The organism is Vibrio breoganii, from assembly GCF_001677275.1.
In the GTDB taxonomy this organism is placed as follows: domain Bacteria; phylum Pseudomonadota; class Gammaproteobacteria; order Enterobacterales; family Vibrionaceae; genus Vibrio; species Vibrio breoganii.
The window spans coordinates 105,718-125,767 of record NZ_CP016179.1; the positions used below are offsets into that span (position 1 = coordinate 105,718).

Below are 20,050 nucleotides of genomic sequence, written 5' to 3' on the forward strand. Positions count from 1 at the left end.
AGGCACTGCAGAAAGTTGACGCACAGGGCATCACCAACTACGGATGGTTATGGGCTTTGTGAGTGGATCTTTGATGGGTCTGATCACCGTACAAAATACCTCTCACTTACAGCTAAAGGCCGAGAGACAGCGGGGTATCTTGGAAGGGTGTTCATGTAGGCAAGGCGTTTGGTAAGTGTGCCACCTTCTGACACGATGGTATCCAGGGAAGTGATTTCGCTAAAATGCCACCAGCGCTGAGGTGTTGTTGGTGGTTTGAGATAAGAAAAAACCAAACAAGCAATGCTCATTTGGTTTTTGGATGGTTAGATTGCAGCGACAGCATTTTTGTAATGCTTACCGTAAACCTCGATAATTTCTTCCTTGGTGAAACCCCGTACAGCAAGTGACTCAATGGCCTCTTGTGGATCAGAAAGTAGAAAACACTCGTAGTTGTGCAGTTCATGCAAAATGATCTGTTGTCGAGAGTAGTCGCGTTGCTGTTGTTGTTCAGCTTCGCGGTACAGCTTTGCCAGTTCAGTTTGGTAGTGAGGCATGTGTTCAATCATGCACACTAGACCGCCCTCATCTTGCACGTAGTCTTCTTTATTACCAGAGAAGCCAAGTTCTTCAGCTCTCTCAAGCTGTTTCATTAGTCGATAGTTACTAAAGGCATAGAAAGCGCCGTATGTTTCCATTAAAACGGTTTGCTTATCGCCTATGTACGCTTCAATCGTCTTCATTTTTATCTCCCAAAATCGTTCACCGATGATTGTGTTGGCCTCTATTGGCTAACAGTGAAGGTATGGTTCTTCTATTGGGTTGAAGAATGTGTTGGTGCGGTAAAGGTCGGGAACAGTCTTTGGATAATTCCGTGGTGTTTGGACAAAAAAAGATATGAACAAGGAGTGCTGGCTTTCTTGTCGGTTATAACGCTATTCATTAAATATGAATGAGGTAAATCGAGAATGAAATGTATTAAGGCGCTTCCGAAAGATAAAGCAATCAAGGTGGTTGCCATTGCAAGTGTGGTAGTGGCGTGGTTTCTATTACTGTTGACGGTTCTAGCCGCTTCTCTTGGTTTTAATAATGGATTTAAGACGTTTGAGGAGGCTGAGTCGATTATTCGATGTGGTGTCTACAGTGCAGTGGCCATACTGTTACTCCCTGCGATTACTACAGCCCTGTGTTACCGATTTCGTCGCGAGTAAGTTTGCTCGTGTTAAGCCGATAAAGACTCTGCACAGCTAAATTGCGAGTTCGATTTTCTCTTACAGAAAGCATTAGGTGATTTCCGCTTAGTAAATGCCGTGTGGCGCATGTTTAAAGACTGTAAGGAAAATGAGATATGGAATATTTAGTTGAGGTTGCCAATCGTACTGGTCTGGGTAATGAAATCAGATCTCAGTATTTTTTGGTTCTTGATGAGAGAACTCAAGGGGGTGCATGTTTGTCATTTGCATCCCTGATGGTGAATTACGCTAGTTCTCGTAATTTGTCCATTAAGACTAGATTCAGTCATGCTCTGACCAAGAGTGGTTACTGTTTTACTGAGGTGTCTCTATTGGATGGTGCGTTTGATGTTCATTCTAATGATATGACGGCATTCAGACTGTCGGCTTCATTAGGTTTGACGGTTGAATTGCCAGGTTCGTCTCCACGTCAATATAACCTAGTTCAAGACTTCTTAGTTGATTCGACTAAGGGTTTACCGATTAATTATGGTTCGCTGGTGGTTCAGTACCATCATCATAATTGGCACTATATTTCGATGCAGCAAGCGTTGGAAGATGTGGCTGAGTGTGGGTTTATAGCTCGTAAAAGTATTGAACGTAAGAGTTATGGTTTTGCGAAGAAATACTTGCAGCGTCAGAGTGCGATTTTGCAAGGTATCGTGCGATTTGAAGGTGGTGACAAGGGCGACTTTCACGTTCTTGGACCGTTGTTGACAGAAATAGATGAGCAAATTGCTCTTTGTACTGAAAAGCAAATGCAAGTGCAGATCAGCTAAGTGGTTTGGATGGAATGAGGGTGTATCCCTTGTTCCATTTTTTCTATGTGGCTGTGCTATCTTATCGATATTAAAGTGGTGAGAAGGAAATGTTGACGATGGAATTGGATCTTACTGGTGATCAGGTTGAGATATTGTTGCGATTAGTTCTTAGAGAGCTTAATGGTATTTGTGGTGACGTAGAATACGAAGAATTGAGTAAGGTAAAGAGGGCTCTAGTGAGTGGATTGGAGCGTTCGGCCAGCACTGAAGGTGTTGTTGAGCCGTAAAGGATTCTGAACTGGATGTTTTTGTGTTTCGGTTTTTGCTTACATGAGCCACGAGTGATAGTTCACTCAGTGAATTCGCTACTCTAGTGAAGGGAGAAACCACCAGCGGTTAACAGTGTTCGATCACGCTGAAGCAATTATTTGGAAACCATTATTGGTTCTGGGAGGTGATTGCTCAGGAACGTCTTTACAGTAAGACATACTAACGACATTTGAATCCCAAAAAGGATAGGCGAGATTAATCCCGTTGCTGGGTTAATGGAAGTGGAATACGGCATTGCCATATTCCACTTTTTTAATTTAAACGGTCGTGGTTTTGCGGACTTGAACGTCTGGCCATTAACACTAGTGAGATAGGCAACGCGATTGCCAAAAAGCTGATAGCGGCACCTGCTAGTATGCATTCTGTTAGTTCGATTAAAGTTTGTGACATAATGGAATCCTACAAAGTGATCGCCCCTTCATGCTTTATGTATGATATTCCATAATGCTAACTTCTATTACGCTGTAAACATACTTTTCGTTCTTTCATATTTCGCGGATCTGGATTCTAGTGTGTCGCGGCCTTGTAAGCGCAAGTGTAGATACCTTGATTGGCGTAGCCTGAGTAAATCAGAGATATTGTAGTGTCGCCATTAATACAGAGAGTGATCAGGGATTCGCCCAAACGACCCGCAGTATGAATCCTCTTCCAATACCATAGCTTCGTTATTCTTGTTTTTTCCCATTCCCATAAGGCTTTTCCAGCATTTAGGAAAAATCTGCAAAGTTATATTTCTGGAAGTTTTCATCTCGCTGATAGTTTAGATTGCCAGTTGCTTACATTGGTAAATGGGAAACTTAGATGAAAAAATTGCGGTTAGTGCCAGTTCTTATATCGGTTCTTGGTGCTTTTCATGTCTCTGCGAATGAACTTAAAATTGATGTTATTGCAACATCACATGATTCAGCATCGACTATTGGGCATCTTACATATGGGAATATTGAAGGCTGTGTGTATGATTCGAAATCAGACAAACATGATGAAATCACGTACATGAATATTGAAAATAATGAGGTGGTACTTAATATACAAACACCCATTGGTTTCTTTGATGAAAGCCTGCCAACCACCGCAGTTATATCAGGTGGTGATGGTGCAAGACACGAACCTATAACTATTGATCTCACGGCATCCAATGACGGTCGGTATGGTGCAGATTCGGGAACTCAACCGGAGGTTGCAAAGCTGAGAGGTCTTTTATTTGCCAAGAAAGCGTTAGTTGATCAACCTACGGTTTCTGTGCGTCAAGGGATGAAGTCCACTCAACTTGAGTGGCATTTAGATGAATCGATTATGTATTCGTATAACAAGTGCGAAGAAAGTGTAGTGCTAGCGAATATGGGAGATGGAAAGTAGTTGGAGTGATCGCCTAAAAGGCAAAAACCCTAATCTCATGGTGAGAGAATAGGGTTTTGTGTTTTGGTTTAGCTGTTTGTTATTTCTGGAATATTTAAGGTTCTTAAGAATTCCATAGCAACGTAATTGGCGTAGTCGTCATACACTTCGTAATGCGAATAATCACCCAATTCTGGTCGTTTATCTAGGCATTCTTCAGTGGTATCCCACGCATCTGTTAGAGACATTTTAAAGTTTCTCGTCACATCATCATCACTTTCAAAATCTACTTTTTCTAAAGGATGAATGGTCGGTACGATTATCCCTGTAGAGTCGATAAAGAGCCCGTTGCTGTGAATGATGTATTCATGTCCCGTTCGGACAATCTCAGCGTCAGCAATTATCGAATACAGGCCGTCGACAATGATCTCGCTTTGAACTTGCTCGAAGTGTGCAAGCTCTGCCATCTCCCCAGTGTCTTTGAGAGGGTAATTCTTAACGAAATCCTCAATGCAAAGTAGTGGGTTGCTTACAGCTTTCTTTTCTTCAGTCATCGTTATTTTTCCTTAATGAGTATTAACTTCTTAGAATTTGCCCAAGGGCATGCCTGACTAGGTATGCCTTTTTCGGTTGTCTTTGGGTCGTGTTGAGTTGCTTGTGTGGATAGGCAATACAAGCTCTTAAAATGGTTCGTCATGTTCGTGAGAAGCGGTTACTTGTCTTAGTAGGCATGAATGAATGATAAGAGGAAGTCAGAATTCATATGATTAAATCGAGAGAAGGTCAGTCCATCCCTAAAGTGGTATTTCAAGTTCGTGTAGGTGATAAATTTCATACGGTATCTAGTGAAGATATTTTCAAAAACAAAACGGTAGTGGTCTTCAGTTTGCCTGGTGCTTATACGCCCACCTGCTCGAGTACGCATTTGCCGAAATACAATGAGTTAGCTGAGGAGTTTTATCAGCATGGCGTTGATGAAATTGTCTGTATATCGGTTAATGATACGTTTGTAATGAACGCATGGAAGGAAGATCAGGACGCAGAAAACATTACGGTAATTCCGGACGGGAATGCCGATTTTACTCGTGGAATGGGAATGCTGGTGGATAAGAGCGACTTAGGCTTCGGTCAGCGTTCGTGGCGCTACAGTATGCTTGTCGAGAATGGTGTGATCACTAAGATGTTTATTGAGCCTAATGAGCCAGGTGATCCGTTTAAGGTGTCTGATGCAGATACTATGCTTGACCATATTGCTCCGGGCTACGTTCCTAAGCCGACTGTTGCAATTTTCACGCTCCCAAGTTGCCCTTACTGTGAAAAAGCGAAACAGGCTTTGGTCGCTGCAGGCCTTAAATATGAAGAGGTAGTGGTGGGTGTTGATTTGAGTCGCAGAGCTATGCGTTCGATTGTCGGTGATACGACATTCCCTCAAGTGTTTGTGGGTGGGGAGTGTATTGGTGGTAGTGATGAACTAGAGGTTTACTTAAATCGCTAATACTGTCTCATTGAGATTTTCAAATGGAGTGGCTAAGGCTACTCCATTTTTTTTGAAGAAAGTTTTACTTAGAAAAAACCTTTAACGAGGTTGCCCCAAAGTCCTTTCAGGGAAGATAAGTTATCTTTGTGCCTGGCATCCTGCTTCAAGTAAGTAAAGTACCAAGTACCTTCGAGGCATTGGCGCGCTTTGTCGTTGTAGATCTTACTGTAAACTTCAGCTTGAGCTTTCTCTTCGTCAGTGCCGAAAATTAGGTTTCCAATGGGAAGGTTGGGGTCCATTTCGTCTCGCGCTTGGTTGAAACACTTATCGGAAATCTCATTATGTTTGCGGGCGTATTTGCGTTGCTCGAGGGAATTGGCGGAGTAAAACTCTGCTGCACTTGCTGAGTATGCTGCGATGGCATGGTAGGTGAATGCGGTTATCAATAGTGTCAATGCTAATAAGAGGTAGTGAGTGAGTTTCGCTTTCATGCCAGGCCTTTTCACGTGGGGGGTGTGTGAGATGCGTGTATTTTAAAGGTTGGCGTATGATGTGGTAGGTCTTTAGCTTTAGATTAACTATAAGCCTGAGTTATGAATGATGGACGGAGGACCCATTTTGGCCATTCCGTTTTTGTATCTGAGGTGGATAGATCAGAATTTATATCCGACAGTGGCCATTAGCATTTCGTTGTTTGTGCCTTTGATGCGTTGTTCTTTGTAACTTGCGTCCAATGCTAGGTGCTTCTTAACTGTCATGTTAAGGCCGGCGCCGAATTCACCTCCGAAGTCGGTGTCTGAAACGCTCATTCCATTGCCTGATAGATTGCTTATTGCGAGCACGCCACCAGCAACAAGATAGGGGTGCAGGGTGATGTTTTTGTCAGATGCGATGTCATTGCCTAGCTTTAAATCGAAGTTTGTTTCAAATACACCGAGGTCGATGTCTGCATAAGTCGGTTGGTAGTACGCCCCGTTGTAGTATGCGGTTTCGAGTCTTTGTGTTCTGGCTGTGTAGGTAATGCCAGTGTTGAATGTGATGTAGGGATTGATTGATTGGTCGAACTGTATTGCTACGCCATTGAGGGCGGAGTCGCTATTTTCCATATTGAGTCGAGCGTAACCTACGGAGATAGAAAAGCTATTTGTGCTGTCAGGTGTATTTTGGTTAGGTTTGGTGTTGTCTGCAGTGCTAGCAAATGCGCTGGATGAAACGGCGATGATGGATAATGCAATAAGAGACTTGTTCATGTTTGTTGGTGGTGTCTGATATGAATGTGAGGTGTTGATACTATCGAGAAAACGCAGTGTATTAGACTGCGCAAACAAACATTTCGATTAGAGTCTATTTGAAGTGCCTCAGCGCACTTTAAGGTCATGATACTGAGTAGCCATAACACAGTGCCCAAGTGCAAACTCCAATTGTGGATCGAAGTCGTTTTTGTCCCATTCAGGGGTACCTGGGAGAATGGCTGTGAATACCTTGATTTCCAAGTCTGTGCTATCAGGTAGATTGTATTCATCGGCGTATGAAGGGATGGTTTTTGATGCGAATAGCGCGTTTAAAGCATCTAATGGACTGTTACCTTTCGCTGAGTAGCGAACTTTATCTGCTTCAAAATCCAATGCTGCAATAAAGGTAATTTCTGGTTCACTTGTTTTAGCGTTCGTCATTCGATTCATTTCCCTTTGAATGATGGTATTGGGTACCACCATATCAAAGAACTGTGGATGGGAAAACGGAATTGGGGGTGGGGTGTTCTGTTTCATGCTCAAAAAGAAAACCACACAAGCTAAGCTTGGTGGTTTTTTTGTTAGCGTCCGTATTTGATACGGAGCTGTCGCGCTGGGTGGAGTTGTTCAAACTCCTGCCATAACAATTCTTGGTCTCTTTCAAAAGCTGCAACTTCTGCCGCCTCTGCTTTTTCCTCGATGATTTGTTGAGCTAGTTCAGCGTTAAAATTTTTCATAGTAGCTTCCTTATTAACCTTTCGGTCAAGTTATATAGCTCGGAATTGAGCTTACAACCTTATTAGTACAGGTGGCCGTCGCGCAATTGTGTGTTGGGTTCTAGAGGTGTGTGAGGGTGTTATTGTTGCTGGTGGTGCTAGTAATTATTTTGTCTGAAGATGGTCTTGAGTGCGGCTTGTTTACCTTAGTTAGTAGTGATGGCCAATGGTGGCTTTCTATATCAAGTTGATAGCTAATTAAGGAATTTTGAATAATGGAAAAGAGTGTTAAGGGTTTGATTATAGGTTTAGATGCGGCGGGTACTGGGTTGGAAATTACGGAACTGATAACGACACAGGCCACTGCGTTTAAGGAGATGAAGGCAAAGATTGGTTGCAGTACGCTTCAGTTGTTGGAGTTTGAGCATCCGAGTCTTGGTTTGTTGTCTGTTTATCTTGATGAGGAAGGTAAGTTAAAGACCGGTGACGATAAAATGTTGGTAAGTATGTTTCATGGCTGCGGTCAGAAGTTTGTCGGTAGTATCGCTGTGTTTGGTCCTATTGATTACTCTAATGATGAGAGCCCATACACTGATGTGCCTGATAATTTGACAATAGATACTGCTGAGCATGAACTTATGTGTGGAAGCGGAGTTGCAAGTCGAACTGATATCTACAGAGCTTACGGACCAAGCTTTGCTTAGGTGGTAATGAAAACAGAGATAGTCATTGGCTATCTCTGTTTTTTTTAATGGAATGTGATCGACTGTTTAGTGATGGCGCTAATGTAGGAGTGAGAAAACTCAAGCTTGTTGATATTGCACAGCCATCGAACATTTCGTTTCAGAGTTTTGTCATTTGAAAACAGTTTTACGGTGTCGATGTTTTGCATGTTGGTAGCGAGTTCTGCTCCGAGCATAAAACTCAATCCCATATCAGCCGATTGCTTGTAGTTGGGGCATCCTAGCTTCCGAATTCTCTCAGAGCAAACCTGGCTAAGAATTGAGGTTGTGGTTTGGTTGTTTTGATTGTGGGCAAAGTAGGCGGTAATGTTCTTATGCTCACGAACATACTCGCACACCTTTAGTATGGCGTCTGTGCCGATCGCGTCAGCATCAATGAGAAAAATACTCTTACTCATCGGCTAAAATCGTGTCTCATCTCGGCCATTCTGGCGCTTTGCATTTCAACGATCGACAGTCGTTCTTTTGTGGTTTTGAGTTCCTTTGAGAGGTTTATTATTTGAATAGTTTGCTCCTCGTGAGTCGTATGTAAGCATTCCAGCTCTTCCATTACACTGCCGGCAATATCAAAGATTTGTGAGGCTGAATCTTTAATGGCTTGTTTGGTGGAAGTTGGTTGTGAGTTTTGCGGTTTTACGCTGAGCGTCTGCAGGGTATTAGCGATATTTGCAAGCGTGGCCAGTTGTCTCAGACTGTTGGCGACGTTCGGATTGCGAGATTGAGTCATGCGTTAAATTCAGGTGTTTCCGAAAAAAGAAACGGAACCCAGCAAAGCTGAGTTCCGTATAGTTTAGTAAGTCACTTCTGTGCCAAAATCTTCAAGAGATTGAATTTTTGCACCACCAGCGTATTTGTGTCCACCGCCACCAGCGCGTTCTAGCATGGGTAGAATGTTAACGCCTTTGTCTTTGTGTCCTCGCACTGAGGTTGTAAATCCATCAACTCTTTGAGTCATTAGGATTACTACGTCATGGTCTGGATACAGAGCGTGTAGTCGAGCAGCCTGCACTGAGCGCAATGCCAGTAGACTGTGAGCGCAAATGCATTTTACTCCGTCAATGATGACCTCGTATGCTGTGTTATCTGCCGCGGCTAACAGTTGCTCTTGATAGGACGTTAACGTACGTCCTTTTTCAATCAACGACTCTTTGCTTAGACTAATAGCTTCTTCAGCACCTTCGATGGTCATTGGGTAACTCTCAGCTGCCAGTACAATTTCTTTTGTGTTGGGCAGTTCGTGAGTCCACAAATCGTGGTCGTTTATGACGTCAATATACCAAGGTTGCTCTGCATTGGATTGTCCAAACAGTTCATCCCAAGTGATTTTTGTGCCACAGCGACTTAGATCTAAACATCCTGTTATCAGTCCATCATTGTATAGATCAATAATGTGCTTATAGGACGTTTCGTGATGATCGTAGATACGAATGTCGTATTCACGCCCAATTAACGTCAGACAGTCTTCACGTTCCATTGTGAAGTCGGTCATAACGATGATATCGGTACCATCTTCAACTTTGCTCATGATCTCGTCAAAATCATAACCATAATTGATGCCAACGGTCGTGACTTTACAGCCGGCTTGCTCGAAGTAGTTTTTAGCAAGTAGGCCAGAGAACGTGCCGTCAACGTCGATGGAGTGGTGTAATACAGCGACTTTCTTCATTGTGTAATTTCCTTTATTTATCTGATTACAGAGGGTTAATGAATCAATGATTCGAAGGTCTGTATTCCAGATAAGGTATCTATGCACTAAGGGTTACACTTCAAAGATGCTTTGCGTTGATTGCGGGAATTATCTGCGAGGTGTTTCTCAAATCTATGGGGTTCTGAGTGGTGTCCTAGGCAAGAAAAATGACCTCTCCACAAATGCAGATAGCGATTGATTCCCCAATGAGCCATTCGTGGTGATTGCTGTTAATGCTTATTGGGTTTGGGGAGATGTCTCGTAAGTTACTACTAGGCGTAATACTTGGCTGGTGGTTTAGTATGGTTTTAGAGGCCAAAAGTAAAATTTGGCTTTGCAGGTATTGACTGTTCTTGTGTCTTTGAAAAGGTGTCTTATCAGTTTACAGTGTAAATGGTCTACATTCAGAATTTGCAGAGGTGACAAGTGTTGATGATAGGTAAGCCAGGGGATGCAGCTGTGTTTGAAATGCGTTCAATCGGTGACATAACGCCTGTTCAGGCGCAGGTGTCGCTTAAGGTTAGTTTGAACATCTTTGAAAAATGGCAGTTAACTGATACTGAGAAACTGAACCTTTTGGGTCTGGATAGTGTGTCGGATCTAGGTTTGATGGTTGCAGGTTTGGTGATGGTTAGGGAGGATGTATTGACTCGAGTAAGTTATGTGTTGCAAGTACATCGTCACTTACGCAGTTTGTTTTCGGAGGATGCGAGCGTTTATGGTTGGGTGAAGAAACCTAATGACCATCCGCTATTTAGAGGACGAACTGCAGTGGAGTACATTGGGGTTGGGGGTGTAGACCGCTTGGCGCGAGTGGTAAGTGTTCTGCGTTCCTATGTTGATGCACAACCTGCGGTGACGTTTGTTGGATAGTGGCCACTGCAGGTTGGTTTGCTTATTGTTGTGTGTCGGTGTGGTTTTGAATTTTCTTACTGAGATATCGAATGGTCGATGTGTTTCTCGCTATGGTGGCTAGTGAGTAGAATAGGCTAAGGGTTGAACAGACGATGATGGCAATTTCGTATTGCGGATCATAAATCGTGCATAAGTAGATGGTGATGGTAAAGAGGATTGCGTTTACGCTGGCCATCCATCTTACTCTAGTTAATTTTTTTCTCATCGTAGTGCAGCGTTCTACGATGTCTTTGTTGATTTCGTCTTGTGGCCGTGTAGTTGCATTGGGTAATTTGAGTGCATTGGATTGCACTTCAAGCATCTTCTCTTTCAGTAATCGCTCGGCTTTGTGGTCGCCTTTGAGTCTAGCTTGCTCGATGGATTCGAGGATCATAGTGGATTGGCGGATAACGCTTCGTGTGTTTTGCATGAGATGGCCCGGGTGTAGTAGGAAGAGATTCCTAGGTAGGTCGATAATCTTGGGTGCAGGTTACGTGAACTGTGTTTGGGCTTCGATGCAGGCAGGAAGAGTTGCGTGATGTCTCGCAAGTTGTTGCTGCGAAGACGATTCGACTCTAGTTAATCTTTGCGTTTAAAATCGAATCGTCATTATTGCTCTATCACAGATAGACGGGAAGTAATTCTGGGTGTTGTTGCAGCGCGACTACTCGTTGTTCTCTTTGTGTTGACTTGTTAAAGGTCGTTTTGGATTTCAATTTAATCAGGGTGTCATTTTCTGCTCGTTGGTGATCAACAAACGGCAACTCTAAAATGTGGTTGGTGATAATTTCTTCATCCCTGCTGATTTCAGCGCGAATTGAAGGTAGTAGATCACGTCTAGAGGTCCCGTGGAAATTAAATATGTTGGTAAATATGGCCTGCAATGAGGCTACCTGATTTCGTTTGGCGGCCTGAGTTCTCTTGAGGATGTTTTTAATTTTATCGTCGCGTTGCTCATCGAGATAGGTACCAAAATCTTCAATCGCTATGCTGTCGTATGTTCTATTTATGGATAGATGACTGATCTGAAAGCCTTCGATTTTCTCTAGACGCTCCACCAGCTCTATTAGGTAGATTGCTTTCATTGTTATGGTTAAATTCTGCGGATGAAAGTACATGTCACTCATTCCAAATACCCGATCACTGGCGCTGTATTTTCCGGTCACTTCAAAGGATAGGTCTTTAGTCTGCTTAAATTCAGTGATGGTTTGCTTGGTTCGTTCTACAAGTGCTTGAAAGTTTGCCTTGCTTTGCGTTGAGTGGCCTTCGCCCCATACGTACCCAGTCTCGATGAAAAGGTTTGCACGAACCATTTTATGAGGATTATCAGTACATAGAATCTGCTGTGCATCCTCTTGGGTGATTTGTCCGTCATCCGTTAGTATTGTAAAGCTCATGTTATGCCTCCACTGTACATTCAAATTGTGCAAGTTGTGCGTCTCTGACTTGATCTTGAATGTAGAAATAATTCGCGCGCAACTGATAGCTGACCTCTTGGGCTTTCTTAGCTTCTTCATTGATGGCCAGCTTGTCCTCTAAGGTGCCACGGCAACGTTTGGCCTTCGTTTTCAGGGTTTTGATTTGCTGATTGGCACGTTTAATTTCTCTATCTAAATCATCTTCACATTTGATGCGATCTCGACGCTGCTTGAATGTCAGTGCTTTCATTGTTCGGTAATCCTCGATGTCCGTCTTAGTTCAGTACCTAGACTACAGGGAGGGTGGGTTCGCTAAAGCGCGTCTTTTGGAATTTCAATTGCGCGATATCTCGCAAAAAAGATTTCCGGTATTTCCGTTGTGAAAGTGAAGTGATCACACTGCCTGCAGTGAGTTAAATATTGTGGGAATTGTAGTGATTGAATTATTGAGGTTAATTGGAAATGGAAAAAGTGCACTGGATTTGGATACCACGGATGGTGTAAATGGGCGTTTAGTAGCACAGACAGTTAATGCCCTAGTTTCTGTGCTTGATATGTCTAATGTTGATTTACAAGGTGACCAATTAGTTGCAGATCATTTGGCTACGATATTAGAGCGGTCGATTTTACGAGACTGTGAAGACCTTACGCCAGAAAGAGAATCTATTAATGCGGAGTTGATTGCCGTACTAACAAGGGGTTTGATGGGGGATATATTCGGCGCTTGGGAGGTTCAGTCACATCGATTTAATGATGGTGGTGAATATTCGAGTGTGAATGCATCTTTGACCTTTAAGGATGTCGCTGGTGGTAATGTCGTATTTATAGGTTTTGATATTCCCCAGAAGAAATACGATGCGGATTCTGAGGTGATGGTGACTACGTCCGTTCGAATGTCTGCGCCTAGTAATGATGGCTTTCCTAATGCTGATTTAAAGTTGGTGTACCATCGCGAAACTTGCTTGAACTTTGAAATCAATTTACTGGTTAGTCATCTACAGGCTATTTCAAATCTTGGTATGCATTATGAGTCTGGAATTTGGCGCTTTAATAGATTAAGTGCATTCAATACGACTGCAGCGATAGTTCAGCTCATGCAGGAGCATGAAGGTATAGATATATTGTCGGAATTCGATATCGGACTCTTGTATGACGTTGCATCAAATGACGTGACTGTTTTTGATTTTTGTCCTTTCATGGATGTGGAGGAAATGATAGATGTCATGCCGACGTTGCTGGTTTACTTTACCGATAATGTCCAGGGGGAAGTGCATGGATTTGGTTATCGCATTGCGCTGTCGCTCGTCTATAACGTTCTACGTTTAGGTGATGGATGTGAAATATCGCGTATGTCTGAGGAGTTGTTTTGTATTTTTGTGTATGACTTCGGACCATATGATCTAAAGGTGAGTATCGATGATGCAGTAGGCATAATGACTCGATGTGTAAATGATATTTCGCATATGCATGAAGACGATGGCCTAGATGACGTATCTGGTGCGATAGAGGTCTTTAATGAGTCTTTGACCAGTGCGGTGAGTCAGCATGCAGAGTTAGAGGCCATGTCGAAAAACGTCGCCTTGTGAAGGCCTTGTTTAAGCGCTGTGTTGAGATTCACTTTCGACATTGGCAGACGTTCCTGATTTTCTCTTTCGTCGTATTTATGGGTTTGCGTGTATGGCCTGGGTTCTTCACTCCAGTTGTCGTGAGTGGTGTTATTTGCGCTGTAGGCAGTGCGCTCGCGTCTTTCGATCGGAAGCTTTCTGGATTCTTTAAGCGCTTTTCGGTACCGGTTGCTAAGGTACTTTTACTGCTTTGCCTGTTTGCAATATTCGAAGTGTTGAGTATGTTGCTCTTGTATCTTTGGTTTATCGCTATTGCCTTCCGGCACACTGAATACTTCTTGTTTGTAAGGGAAGGTAGCCTTTCCTTAATAGGGGTGCTTGGGGCTTTGATTTGGTGGTTGTTGGCTGACGCAATCACCGGGAAGTATTTAGGTACCAAAACGATGGTAACGCTCCGGTCTATACGCAGGAGCGTTGTTGTGGTGTTCCGCTATAGTAATTCGCTCATTAGAGGGATCTGAGCCACTTCGGGTTTTAGTCTGTCTGCGGCTTCTGATACTACCGATATGCAAAGATCTATGTGTTTAATTTCTTCTGGGTTGAGGTCGTAATTAGAAAGGAGCTCAGCCTTGGTGTGTTCCATGCCCATGATGGTATCGTCAATGGTCTTCATCATGACTAATTCCATTCGTGAAAGGCTGACTTCAAATCTCGAGGCGAAGTCTGCGAGCATGTACGCCGTGATTTCGTTAGTAAAGTTACCCGCGGAGCCAGCTTCCCATTCCCCAATGGACATTGCGAAATACCGGCTGCTCCTGTCATCTGGCAATATTGGATTGTCGCTGGTGGTGTTATGAGGGGAACGAATGACCGCTTCAATATTGACGAGATCGTAAAAGGGTGTCAGTCGAAGTCCTTTCGGTGTGACATGAAAGCTGACGTTCTTGCCGTGGGCGTCATAGTTGCCGTTGAGAATATTGAAGGTCATCCACTGGATTAACTTCGTTTGATACTCAACGCGGTTGACAGTCTTAACATCAAAGAGTTTGGGGAATGAAACGCCGTCCCTGTAGAGTTGAGCATCACGTTCGTCACCATGTTGGCGCTCGTATTTATACGAGGGAGGTGTGTTGGTTGCCTGGCACGAATCAATAACATGCCTGCGCTTAACTGAGTTCCCTGATTCCTCTAAGAAGCGATCAAACCTTTTGATGGTGAATGTTCTGATAGTGCCGTAAGTTCTTAGTCCTACTTCGGGTATATCTAACCCTGCTTTTTTTGCTAAAAGCATAGTGAAAAGTTCATTGGCGACTATGCATGGCGCACGACCGGTTTCAAATTTGAAGATGTAGTTTGAGCACAAGGCGCCTTCGCCAAAACCCAGTGAGCCATCGTGCTTTACCAATAAGTTTAATTTATCTTGTACACCTGCCACTGACAGACGTGTTGCGCCGTTCCATATTGAAATAGCCTCAAGCCCTTTTTGTGCGAGTTGGAGTTTTGCAGTGAGTTTACTTTCAGATATTTCCTCAAAAGAAGTGACGGTTTCACTTGGGGTTTTAGTGTAGAAGCTTAATGCGCCTGAGGTTTCACGACCAATGGCAGCGATTAGTCCAAAAGTATTCGCTTTTGAGATTGTGGTATTGCTAGTGAGATCATCGAGAGCCTGTCCTTCCGGTAGTAGGTTTCTTAAATAGTTGCTGGCGGCGTTATGTGTGTGCTCTCTATTTAAAGGTAGGTGAGGCGAGATTGGGAATCCGGTTTTTATCCAGTTGTCAGAGTAATGCAGTTGGATATCGCTCTCTGAGCCTACAGGTAGCGTGATTGTGCCTACTTCTTTCTCTTGGCCTGCAAAGACTTTAAGTTCCTGCTTAGAACCACTCATCGTCGCTCTCCTTGCTTACATTGGATGAATCGGTTTGTAAGGACAGTGTTATCCCAAGCAAGTTGATCACTTTCATTACATTGTGCAGTCGTACGTTCAGTTCACCTTTTTCTATTTTGTTTACCGTGTCTTTAGATAATCCACATTTCTCTGCAACGTCAATGATGCGCAGATTTAGCTTGGTTCGTTGATGTTTGATCGTCAGGCCTAGCTGAACTGCTGAGAACGGCTCTTGTAGATCAGGTAGAGGTATCTCTTTGACGGCTTTGCCTTTGGCTCTGTATTGGTTGTTTTTCATCTCGGGCACCGATATAAAAATGGTGGTTACAATTGTTAAATCCGAATAAAAAAGGATTATAGCTCGTAAGTATAACAGGATTTATTAAAAGGCGAGTATGTTAGGATTTTAAAGTTACATTGCCTGTTTTGGAGCTAAAAGGCTAGTAGAGTGGGATTATAGGTCTTGAGGATGTGATGGTGGTTTTTGGAGTCGAAAAAACCCGCCATATATAAAGCGGGTTTGTGATTGAAGTGATTATTTCACTTTATGGAAGGCTTCCTTGATGTTGATTGGCTGGGCGTTAATTTCGATAAGAAATTGCGCTTGGCTTCTTTTGTACTCTGATTCATCAATCCGAAGAGTGACGACCAGGTTGTCGTGCTCAAAGAAGTGGTTTTTGTATACAACGTTTGTGTTTAGACCTTTTTGTTTCAGGAATTCCCTTACAATATCTGGCACACAATCAGTCAAAGCGGAGTTTCTTATCAAGCATTTGCTTTGAGATTTCCCATTAAACTGATCCAGGTCATGCAGGTGGCACGCATCAATCGCTTCCGGTGAAAGATCTTGGTTGAGTTCTTTCAGGTGAGTATTGATTGCTTCATTAGAGCATTCAGTGAAAGTGCTCTTAATCGTTGCCTTTGTTGTGTTGCATGTCTGCGGAAACGTACCTATCGAGGTTAGTTCGTAACCTCTAAAAGCTTGGTGGCCGCAAGCGTTGCATTCAGTGACAAAGCCGAGCTTACCGCCTTTTAATTCGGTTTCCCCGAACACGAGATCTCTACTTGCGCAAAGTGGTAATACACACTCCGCATGTTTGAGGCCTTTTGCTTTTTGTGTTTCGGTTGCTAGTTCCATTGTGTCGAAGTTCATAGAGTTCCTTATTTGCTTGAAAGCGTTGATTTAAAGCGCCTAATGCGCGGTCAGTATCACTATGGAAATAGGTGGGATGTTGAGTTGGTGTTGATGTGCATGTGTGAATAAACATTATCTAGTGGTGAGCGCTCGACCTTTCATGCGAGGGAGTTTCATGTGCGTAATGAATTGGGTGAGTGTAAAAAGCACTGGCCGATTGTTCGGTTGATGCTTTTTCGTTTCTGGCTTTGTTGAGTCGGTATTAATGAGGTTGAGTCTGGTTGTTCCACCATGCATTGATGCTGGTGGATAGGTCGCCCTCAAACTCAGGATCTAGGATTGGCACGATGCTTTCTGAGCAGCACATTAACGTAGCGAGTGGTTTGTTGGTGCGAGTAAAAATGCAGGTGACTTGCTGCAGACTTTGAGTGATCTCACCAAATTCAGTTTCCCCTTTTTTTGATGAGACCAGGCATTCCATTTTTTCTTTTGGCCAATTGAAAGTCTTTCCATCTAACACTCCAATGCTAGGGTCGCTCGAGGTGCTGGTGTTGAATCCCTTGATGAAAACAGGGTTGCTCGCCAGTTTGTTTGCCATGGTAATAGAGGTTTCGCAGTCTTTCGGTCCAATGAGAATGACAGGTTCACATTCGGCGAACAAAGCAACATGCTCACCATGGGTGATGGTGCTGCTGGGAGAGCATGTTGCCAAAGTAATAGTGGATTCTTTGAGAAGTCGGCTGAGTTCGAATGGGAGAGTGCTACGAGTCATATCGGTGCCTTGCTTATTGATTGGTTATGTAGCAACAACAATACATTAGGCGAGCCTTCGCTAAAGCCTCTTGGTTGCGTAGGTTTGCTTGAGGCAAAAAAATAACGCACTTAAAAAAATAAGTGCGTTTGGTAAGCAAGGTTGAAGTTAATCGATGACTTGCAATAAATTGCTAAGTTCAGTCTTCTCTAGTCCACATGATTCGAATACGAACGCGCGATTGGCGTGGTAAATATTAACCCAAGTATCTTTTTTCTCTTCATATAGAGCTTTGAGCTCAGGCTCCGTGGCGTTCTCCATTTTTTCGTTGAAGTGCCATGAGATCATGTTGCTGATCATTAAGTTTGCGATTATTACCGCTGTTTTGAACTCAACAACAGTGTCTTCTTCACTCCAGTTGTTGGGGTTCTGTATCTTGACCTTTGTTGTATCATCACTCATGAGCATGACTGCTCCTTTGTGGTGAACCCAATAGAATATTGAGCCGCAATTGTTATCAACATTCGCGTCCAACCACGGGTAGATATTGTTCTCAAAGAGAGCAATGTCAAAGCCGATAGCACCAAAGATGCTTAAATTAGCCTCTTGGCTTGCTTCTTCAGTAAGGGCGTTTTTCAGGTCAAATTTTTCTAGTGTTTTTTCCATTAAAGTATCTCCTAAGGCCGAGCGTTCGGCGGTTGTGCTGCCAAAATTGGCATAACACAGGAGGTAGTCACATTAGTGGTGTAGATTTATTGAGTGCTGATACTTAATCGTCGTATCGTGCTGATGGTACTGACTGAGAAAGGATCCTTGAGCATTGTCGACAGAAGAAATTAGTGATAATTTCTAATGGGTAGTCTTCGTTTGTGTATCCTTCAGGCAGAGTGGTGTCTGGGTAGTGAGGGCGTTTGTTGTCTCGTCGCCCGCAAGCGCGTGCATTGACTTCCACCATCACCGCTTCCCCACAAATGCATTTGTCCTTGATAAAGAAATTCTTTAGTTCCCATCCATTTTGAAATGCCGGCTCGGTTCTTTCTTCCCAAAACTCATTTGGTGTCACTACAACTCCATCTTCGAAGAAATAGAGGCCATCCCTGCAGGTAATCCATTCCTCTGTGGTAAACGTTCGGTGAGTCAGTGTTCTACCGGTCTTGAGTGCGTTGATTGCTTGATTCTTATTCATGCCTGGCTTGTCGCTGCTTCGTCTGATCTATTGGATGAGTGCGTTGATTTGCTCTTCAATGTGCCCAAAGGGTGTATCAATTTGGATTTTGCTGTAGTCATCGCGAAATATTCGTAATAGTTCAGCGTGGCCGGCTTCGTTAAATTTGAGGATGGTGAGGAAGGCGCTGGGTTCTATGCTATCGATGAGGTAGTCAGCTGACTGACAGGCGGTATCTAGGTACAGTTGATTGCCTGCTAGTCTGGGTGATAACGGCATAATGGTGTGGCCATGCACGCAAAGCGACGCCCCTTTGATGAAGTCTCTTTCGGCAAAGGTTTCATCGGATTGTGAGAGTGCTTTTTCGAACTGTGTCATAGCGCTATATTGCGCTACCCGATCGGGGTTGGATTTTGTTAATTCTCGGAAATCGCCCCCAGGAATACCCGCGTGAGTAAGTCCGATGATTTTTCCGTTATGCACCAGTTCTATTGCGACAGGAAACTTCTCATCAACCAGTTTAAAAATGTTTTCTAGGGCAGTCTCATCATGGTTGAAAGTCCAAGTGCCCCCATTGGCTATTATTAGATGGTAGTTTTCTCTGTCAAAGTCACAAAAACCTTTTACTGCGGCATCTTCGTGATTTCCACGTAGAGAGAATGTATTGGCTGCAAATAGGAAATGGCAGAGAGTATTAAAGCTGCCATTGTTGCGGTCTATGCAGTCACCCAGACTGATCAGTGCGTCTTTCTTGACGGAATGACCGGCAAGTTTCAGTCCTTCCATCAAGACCTCGTAGTTGCCGTGAACATCAGTAACGATGAACACATTTCGGAAATCACGAGAGGTAATCTGCATGGAGTTTTTCAAGATCTAAATCCTTCTTACATAGGTGCTACTGTGAATTTAAAGGATTTATTTTCCTTTTGCATTAACTCGCGTACACGCTTGATAGCGTCAAATGATTCATCTTCTTCAAAGCGGTTATAGCTGATGCAAAGGAAGGCATTAGAGGAATTGCGTTCGATGACTTTCGCTTCTAATCCAAACTCTTGTAGGCGATGTTTGGCATCCCATGCGTGTTTCTTTGACGTAATGATGGATTCTGTCAGGGGAGCGGCAGTACGAGGATTCATTGTGGCTAGTTACCTATTGTTTAACGTTTAAAAGGGTGATTTGGCGCTTGGTTCGCTCAAAGAGATACGGTTCAAACAAGTTGTCACTTTTGTGAATGTGTAAATGTATGTAGCGAGCGGAGTTCTGGCTCTTTGCAAGAAAGGTTGCTGCGCATTCTTTACATCGGTGTTGTGTCGTTATCTTGTCGTCAATGCCTTCAACAAAGGTGTTTGAACTGTTGCAGTTAGGGCATGAGTGGTGCGTTTTTTCCAACTTAAACAGTTTGAGATTGCGATTGGCCATCCAGTCAGCGAGTAGTGCAGGTGGATTGAATTTATTGATTCGATAGAGGTGTTCTTGGGTGCGTTTGGGTAGAGAATTTAGGAACTCACCAAAACGTATTATGTGTCTTTCGGTAATGATATCGGCGTTGTCCAATAACTTGGTCAAACTGCGTTCAGATAGGTCTAGGATTTGAGCCACTTCCGCATGAGAGAGGTTGAGGTACATTCCGACAATGTGCAGTTGTATTGGGTGTGACAAGACCATGAGTATCTCTTAATCAGTTCCGAAAAGAGGTCGTACTATGCCACTGGGTCAAATCAATCTTTTTTGTTCAGGAAAAACGT

At 43.4% G+C, this 20,050-nt stretch carries 30 protein-coding genes; 8 read left to right on the plus strand and 22 right to left on the minus strand.

Features of this window, described 5'->3' with window-relative positions:
* Window positions 1–305: 305 nt before the first annotated feature.
* A complete protein-coding gene (locus A6E01_RS19430; protein WP_065211149.1) occupies window positions 306–722 on the minus strand; it encodes a DUF7659 family protein in 417 nt (138 codons plus the stop codon).
* 225 nt (window positions 723–947) lie between these two features.
* Between A6E01_RS19430 and A6E01_RS19435 the strand changes: the two genes are divergently transcribed.
* The 3 genes from A6E01_RS19435 (at window position 948) to A6E01_RS21480 (ending at window position 2,259) form a co-directional block, all read left to right on the plus strand.
* Complete coding sequence (locus tag A6E01_RS19435; protein WP_065211150.1) at window positions 948–1,190, plus strand: hypothetical protein; 243 nt, start codon at window positions 948–950, stop codon at window positions 1,188–1,190.
* 137 nt (window positions 1,191–1,327) lie between these two features.
* Window positions 1,328–1,990, plus strand: coding sequence for a hypothetical protein (locus A6E01_RS19440; protein ID WP_065211151.1), 663 nt, complete (start codon window positions 1,328–1,330; stop codon window positions 1,988–1,990).
* Window positions 1,991–2,088: 98 nt separating this feature from the next.
* Window positions 2,089–2,259: a hypothetical protein gene (locus A6E01_RS21480; RefSeq protein WP_167714341.1), complete on the plus strand. Its 171-nt coding sequence runs from the start codon at window positions 2,089–2,091 to the stop codon at window positions 2,257–2,259.
* 295 nt (window positions 2,260–2,554) lie between these two features.
* Here A6E01_RS21480 and A6E01_RS21335 read toward each other — a convergent pair whose 3' ends face one another.
* On the minus strand, window positions 2,555–2,692 hold the full coding sequence (locus A6E01_RS21335; RefSeq protein ID WP_156744646.1) for a hypothetical protein: 138 nt from the start codon (window positions 2,690–2,692) through the stop codon (window positions 2,555–2,557).
* Between the two features lie 411 nt (window positions 2,693–3,103).
* Between A6E01_RS21335 and A6E01_RS19445 the strand changes: the two genes are divergently transcribed.
* Window positions 3,104–3,658: a hypothetical protein gene (locus A6E01_RS19445; protein ID WP_065211152.1), complete on the plus strand. Its 555-nt coding sequence runs from the start codon at window positions 3,104–3,106 to the stop codon at window positions 3,656–3,658.
* Window positions 3,659–3,726: 68 nt separating this feature from the next.
* On the opposite strand, the gene A6E01_RS19450 is transcribed toward A6E01_RS19445, so the two are convergent.
* Entirely contained in the window at window positions 3,727–4,191 is a 465-nt protein-coding gene (locus A6E01_RS19450; RefSeq protein WP_065211153.1) for a hypothetical protein, read from the minus strand.
* A gap of 209 nt (window positions 4,192–4,400) precedes the next feature.
* Here A6E01_RS19450 and A6E01_RS19455 point away from each other — a divergent pair, with 209 nt between their 5' ends.
* Window positions 4,401–5,132 carry a glutathione peroxidase gene (locus tag A6E01_RS19455; RefSeq protein ID WP_065211154.1) on the plus strand — a complete coding sequence of 244 codons (732 nt, stop codon included), beginning with the start codon at window positions 4,401–4,403 and terminating at the stop codon, window positions 5,130–5,132.
* Window positions 5,133–5,200: 68 nt separating this feature from the next.
* On the opposite strand, the gene A6E01_RS19460 is transcribed toward A6E01_RS19455, so the two are convergent.
* The 4 genes from A6E01_RS19460 to A6E01_RS21340 all read right to left on the minus strand — a co-directional run bounded on the left by A6E01_RS19460 (window position 5,201) and on the right by A6E01_RS21340 (window position 7,083).
* The gene (locus tag A6E01_RS19460) at window positions 5,201–5,605 is read right to left on the minus strand and encodes a hypothetical protein (RefSeq protein ID WP_065211155.1); all 405 of its coding nucleotides are present in this window, start codon (window positions 5,603–5,605) and stop codon (window positions 5,201–5,203) included.
* Window positions 5,606–5,767: 162 nt separating this feature from the next.
* The gene (locus tag A6E01_RS19465) at window positions 5,768–6,364 is read right to left on the minus strand and encodes an outer membrane beta-barrel protein (protein WP_156744647.1); all 597 of its coding nucleotides are present in this window, start codon (window positions 6,362–6,364) and stop codon (window positions 5,768–5,770) included.
* A gap of 108 nt (window positions 6,365–6,472) precedes the next feature.
* Window positions 6,473–6,787 (minus strand): hypothetical protein, encoded by a 315-nt coding sequence (locus tag A6E01_RS19470; RefSeq protein WP_065211157.1) that lies wholly within the window; start codon window positions 6,785–6,787, stop codon window positions 6,473–6,475.
* A 140-nt stretch (window positions 6,788–6,927) separates the two neighbouring features.
* Window positions 6,928–7,083: a hypothetical protein gene (locus tag A6E01_RS21340; RefSeq protein ID WP_156744648.1), complete on the minus strand. Its 156-nt coding sequence runs from the start codon at window positions 7,081–7,083 to the stop codon at window positions 6,928–6,930.
* Between the two features lie 254 nt (window positions 7,084–7,337).
* Here A6E01_RS21340 and A6E01_RS19475 point away from each other — a divergent pair, with 254 nt between their 5' ends.
* A complete protein-coding gene (locus A6E01_RS19475; RefSeq protein ID WP_065211158.1) occupies window positions 7,338–7,766 on the plus strand; it encodes a hypothetical protein in 429 nt (142 codons plus the stop codon).
* 44 nt (window positions 7,767–7,810) lie between these two features.
* Here the strand turns inward: A6E01_RS19475 and A6E01_RS19480 are convergent, their stop codons facing one another.
* The 3 genes from A6E01_RS19480 to A6E01_RS19490 form a co-directional block, all read right to left on the minus strand.
* On the minus strand, window positions 7,811–8,203 hold the full coding sequence (locus A6E01_RS19480; protein ID WP_065211159.1) for a hypothetical protein: 393 nt from the start codon (window positions 8,201–8,203) through the stop codon (window positions 7,811–7,813).
* Window positions 8,200–8,532, minus strand: coding sequence for a hypothetical protein (locus A6E01_RS19485; protein ID WP_065211160.1), 333 nt, complete (start codon window positions 8,530–8,532; stop codon window positions 8,200–8,202). Before A6E01_RS19485 ends, A6E01_RS19480 begins: the two co-directional genes overlap by 4 nt.
* Window positions 8,533–8,595: 63 nt before the next feature.
* Window positions 8,596–9,471 (minus strand): hypothetical protein, encoded by an 876-nt coding sequence (locus A6E01_RS19490; protein ID WP_065211161.1) that lies wholly within the window; start codon window positions 9,469–9,471, stop codon window positions 8,596–8,598.
* 453 nt (window positions 9,472–9,924) lie between these two features.
* On the opposite strand from A6E01_RS19490, the gene A6E01_RS19495 reads away from it, so the two are divergent.
* Window positions 9,925–10,365, plus strand: a complete 441-nt coding sequence (locus A6E01_RS19495) for an antitoxin Xre/MbcA/ParS toxin-binding domain-containing protein (RefSeq protein WP_082961424.1) — start codon at window positions 9,925–9,927, stop codon at window positions 10,363–10,365.
* 22 nt (window positions 10,366–10,387) lie between these two features.
* Here the strand turns inward: A6E01_RS19495 and A6E01_RS19500 are convergent, their stop codons facing one another.
* The 3 genes from A6E01_RS19500 to A6E01_RS19510 form a co-directional block, all read right to left on the minus strand.
* A complete protein-coding gene (locus A6E01_RS19500) occupies window positions 10,388–10,816 on the minus strand; it encodes a hypothetical protein (protein ID WP_065211162.1) in 429 nt (142 codons plus the stop codon).
* Between the two features lie 190 nt (window positions 10,817–11,006).
* A complete protein-coding gene (locus A6E01_RS19505; protein WP_065211163.1) occupies window positions 11,007–11,783 on the minus strand; it encodes a hypothetical protein in 777 nt (258 codons plus the stop codon).
* Window position 11,784: 1 nt separating this feature from the next.
* On the minus strand, window positions 11,785–12,054 hold the full coding sequence (locus tag A6E01_RS19510; RefSeq protein WP_065211164.1) for a hypothetical protein: 270 nt from the start codon (window positions 12,052–12,054) through the stop codon (window positions 11,785–11,787).
* 184 nt (window positions 12,055–12,238) lie between these two features.
* Between A6E01_RS19510 and A6E01_RS19515 the strand changes: the two genes are divergently transcribed.
* The gene (locus tag A6E01_RS19515; protein WP_065211165.1) at window positions 12,239–13,390 is read left to right on the plus strand and encodes a hypothetical protein; all 1,152 of its coding nucleotides are present in this window, start codon (window positions 12,239–12,241) and stop codon (window positions 13,388–13,390) included.
* Window positions 13,391–13,859: 469 nt separating this feature from the next.
* Here A6E01_RS19515 and A6E01_RS19525 read toward each other — a convergent pair whose 3' ends face one another.
* The 9 genes from A6E01_RS19525 to A6E01_RS19565 form a co-directional block, all read right to left on the minus strand.
* Window positions 13,860–15,254, minus strand: coding sequence for a HipA domain-containing protein (locus A6E01_RS19525; protein ID WP_065211167.1), 1,395 nt, complete (start codon window positions 15,252–15,254; stop codon window positions 13,860–13,862).
* Window positions 15,241–15,552, minus strand: coding sequence for a helix-turn-helix domain-containing protein (locus tag A6E01_RS19530; RefSeq protein ID WP_065211168.1), 312 nt, complete (start codon window positions 15,550–15,552; stop codon window positions 15,241–15,243). Before A6E01_RS19530 ends, A6E01_RS19525 begins: the two co-directional genes overlap by 14 nt.
* Window positions 15,553–15,789: 237 nt before the next feature.
* A complete protein-coding gene (locus A6E01_RS19535; protein ID WP_065211169.1) occupies window positions 15,790–16,407 on the minus strand; it encodes a hypothetical protein in 618 nt (205 codons plus the stop codon).
* A gap of 244 nt (window positions 16,408–16,651) precedes the next feature.
* The gene (locus A6E01_RS19540; RefSeq protein WP_065211170.1) at window positions 16,652–17,161 is read right to left on the minus strand and encodes a hypothetical protein; all 510 of its coding nucleotides are present in this window, start codon (window positions 17,159–17,161) and stop codon (window positions 16,652–16,654) included.
* 147 nt (window positions 17,162–17,308) lie between these two features.
* Window positions 17,309–17,806 carry a hypothetical protein gene (locus tag A6E01_RS19545; RefSeq protein WP_065211171.1) on the minus strand — a complete coding sequence of 166 codons (498 nt, stop codon included), beginning with the start codon at window positions 17,804–17,806 and terminating at the stop codon, window positions 17,309–17,311.
* Between the two features lie 103 nt (window positions 17,807–17,909).
* Entirely contained in the window at window positions 17,910–18,326 is a 417-nt protein-coding gene (locus A6E01_RS19550) for a hypothetical protein (RefSeq protein ID WP_065211172.1), read from the minus strand.
* 27 nt (window positions 18,327–18,353) lie between these two features.
* Window positions 18,354–19,175 carry a metallophosphoesterase gene (locus A6E01_RS19555; RefSeq protein WP_156744649.1) on the minus strand — a complete coding sequence of 274 codons (822 nt, stop codon included), beginning with the start codon at window positions 19,173–19,175 and terminating at the stop codon, window positions 18,354–18,356.
* 14 nt (window positions 19,176–19,189) lie between these two features.
* Window positions 19,190–19,441 (minus strand): hypothetical protein, encoded by a 252-nt coding sequence (locus tag A6E01_RS19560; RefSeq protein ID WP_065211174.1) that lies wholly within the window; start codon window positions 19,439–19,441, stop codon window positions 19,190–19,192.
* Window positions 19,442–19,454: 13 nt separating this feature from the next.
* A complete protein-coding gene (locus A6E01_RS19565) occupies window positions 19,455–19,970 on the minus strand; it encodes a hypothetical protein (RefSeq protein WP_065211175.1) in 516 nt (171 codons plus the stop codon).
* Between the last annotated feature and the right edge of the window lie 80 nt (window positions 19,971–20,050).

Excerpts from the sequence above, each read along its gene's own strand:
- A6E01_RS19440 (WP_065211151.1), top strand. The coding sequence starts at position 1,328 with ATGGAATATTTAGTTGAGGTTGCCAATCGTACTGGTCTGGGTAATGAA.
- A6E01_RS19525 (WP_065211167.1), bottom strand. The coding sequence starts at position 15,254 with ATGAGTGGTTCTAAGCAGGAACTTAAAGTCTTTGCAGGCCAAGAGAAA.
- A6E01_RS19495 (WP_082961424.1), top strand. The coding sequence starts at position 9,925 with ATGATAGGTAAGCCAGGGGATGCAGCTGTGTTTGAAATGCGTTCAATC.
- A6E01_RS21480 (WP_167714341.1), top strand. The coding sequence starts at position 2,089 with ATGGAATTGGATCTTACTGGTGATCAGGTTGAGATATTGTTGCGATTA.
- A6E01_RS19460 (WP_065211155.1), bottom strand. The coding sequence starts at position 5,605 with ATGAAAGCGAAACTCACTCACTACCTCTTATTAGCATTGACACTATTG.
- A6E01_RS19510 (WP_065211164.1), bottom strand. The coding sequence starts at position 12,054 with ATGAAAGCACTGACATTCAAGCAGCGTCGAGATCGCATCAAATGTGAA.
- A6E01_RS19465 (WP_156744647.1), bottom strand. The coding sequence starts at position 6,364 with ATGAACAAGTCTCTTATTGCATTATCCATCATCGCCGTTTCATCCAGC.
- A6E01_RS19435 (WP_065211150.1), top strand. The coding sequence starts at position 948 with ATGAAATGTATTAAGGCGCTTCCGAAAGATAAAGCAATCAAGGTGGTT.
- A6E01_RS19480 (WP_065211159.1), bottom strand. The coding sequence starts at position 8,203 with ATGAGTAAGAGTATTTTTCTCATTGATGCTGACGCGATCGGCACAGAC.
- A6E01_RS21340 (WP_156744648.1), bottom strand. The coding sequence starts at position 7,083 with ATGAAAAATTTTAACGCTGAACTAGCTCAACAAATCATCGAGGAAAAA.
- A6E01_RS19535 (WP_065211169.1), bottom strand. The coding sequence starts at position 16,407 with ATGAACTTCGACACAATGGAACTAGCAACCGAAACACAAAAAGCAAAA.
- A6E01_RS19430 (WP_065211149.1), bottom strand. The coding sequence starts at position 722 with ATGAAGACGATTGAAGCGTACATAGGCGATAAGCAAACCGTTTTAATG.
- A6E01_RS19545 (WP_065211171.1), bottom strand. The coding sequence starts at position 17,806 with ATGGAAAAAACACTAGAAAAATTTGACCTGAAAAACGCCCTTACTGAA.
- A6E01_RS19550 (WP_065211172.1), bottom strand. The coding sequence starts at position 18,326 with ATGAATAAGAATCAAGCAATCAACGCACTCAAGACCGGTAGAACACTG.
- A6E01_RS19445 (WP_065211152.1), top strand. The coding sequence starts at position 3,104 with ATGAAAAAATTGCGGTTAGTGCCAGTTCTTATATCGGTTCTTGGTGCT.
- A6E01_RS19560 (WP_065211174.1), bottom strand. The coding sequence starts at position 19,441 with ATGAATCCTCGTACTGCCGCTCCCCTGACAGAATCCATCATTACGTCA.
- A6E01_RS19505 (WP_065211163.1), bottom strand. The coding sequence starts at position 11,783 with ATGAGCTTTACAATACTAACGGATGACGGACAAATCACCCAAGAGGAT.
- A6E01_RS19500 (WP_065211162.1), bottom strand. The coding sequence starts at position 10,816 with ATGCAAAACACACGAAGCGTTATCCGCCAATCCACTATGATCCTCGAA.
- A6E01_RS19490 (WP_065211161.1), bottom strand. The coding sequence starts at position 9,471 with ATGAAGAAAGTCGCTGTATTACACCACTCCATCGACGTTGACGGCACG.
- A6E01_RS19530 (WP_065211168.1), bottom strand. The coding sequence starts at position 15,552 with ATGAAAAACAACCAATACAGAGCCAAAGGCAAAGCCGTCAAAGAGATA.
- A6E01_RS19485 (WP_065211160.1), bottom strand. The coding sequence starts at position 8,532 with ATGACTCAATCTCGCAATCCGAACGTCGCCAACAGTCTGAGACAACTG.
- A6E01_RS19540 (WP_065211170.1), bottom strand. The coding sequence starts at position 17,161 with ATGACTCGTAGCACTCTCCCATTCGAACTCAGCCGACTTCTCAAAGAA.
- A6E01_RS19450 (WP_065211153.1), bottom strand. The coding sequence starts at position 4,191 with ATGACTGAAGAAAAGAAAGCTGTAAGCAACCCACTACTTTGCATTGAG.
- A6E01_RS19455 (WP_065211154.1), top strand. The coding sequence starts at position 4,401 with ATGATTAAATCGAGAGAAGGTCAGTCCATCCCTAAAGTGGTATTTCAA.
- A6E01_RS21335 (WP_156744646.1), bottom strand. The coding sequence starts at position 2,692 with ATGTCACAAACTTTAATCGAACTAACAGAATGCATACTAGCAGGTGCC.
- A6E01_RS19565 (WP_065211175.1), bottom strand. The coding sequence starts at position 19,970 with ATGGTCTTGTCACACCCAATACAACTGCACATTGTCGGAATGTACCTC.
- A6E01_RS19475 (WP_065211158.1), top strand. The coding sequence starts at position 7,338 with ATGGAAAAGAGTGTTAAGGGTTTGATTATAGGTTTAGATGCGGCGGGT.
- A6E01_RS19470 (WP_065211157.1), bottom strand. The coding sequence starts at position 6,787 with ATGACGAACGCTAAAACAAGTGAACCAGAAATTACCTTTATTGCAGCA.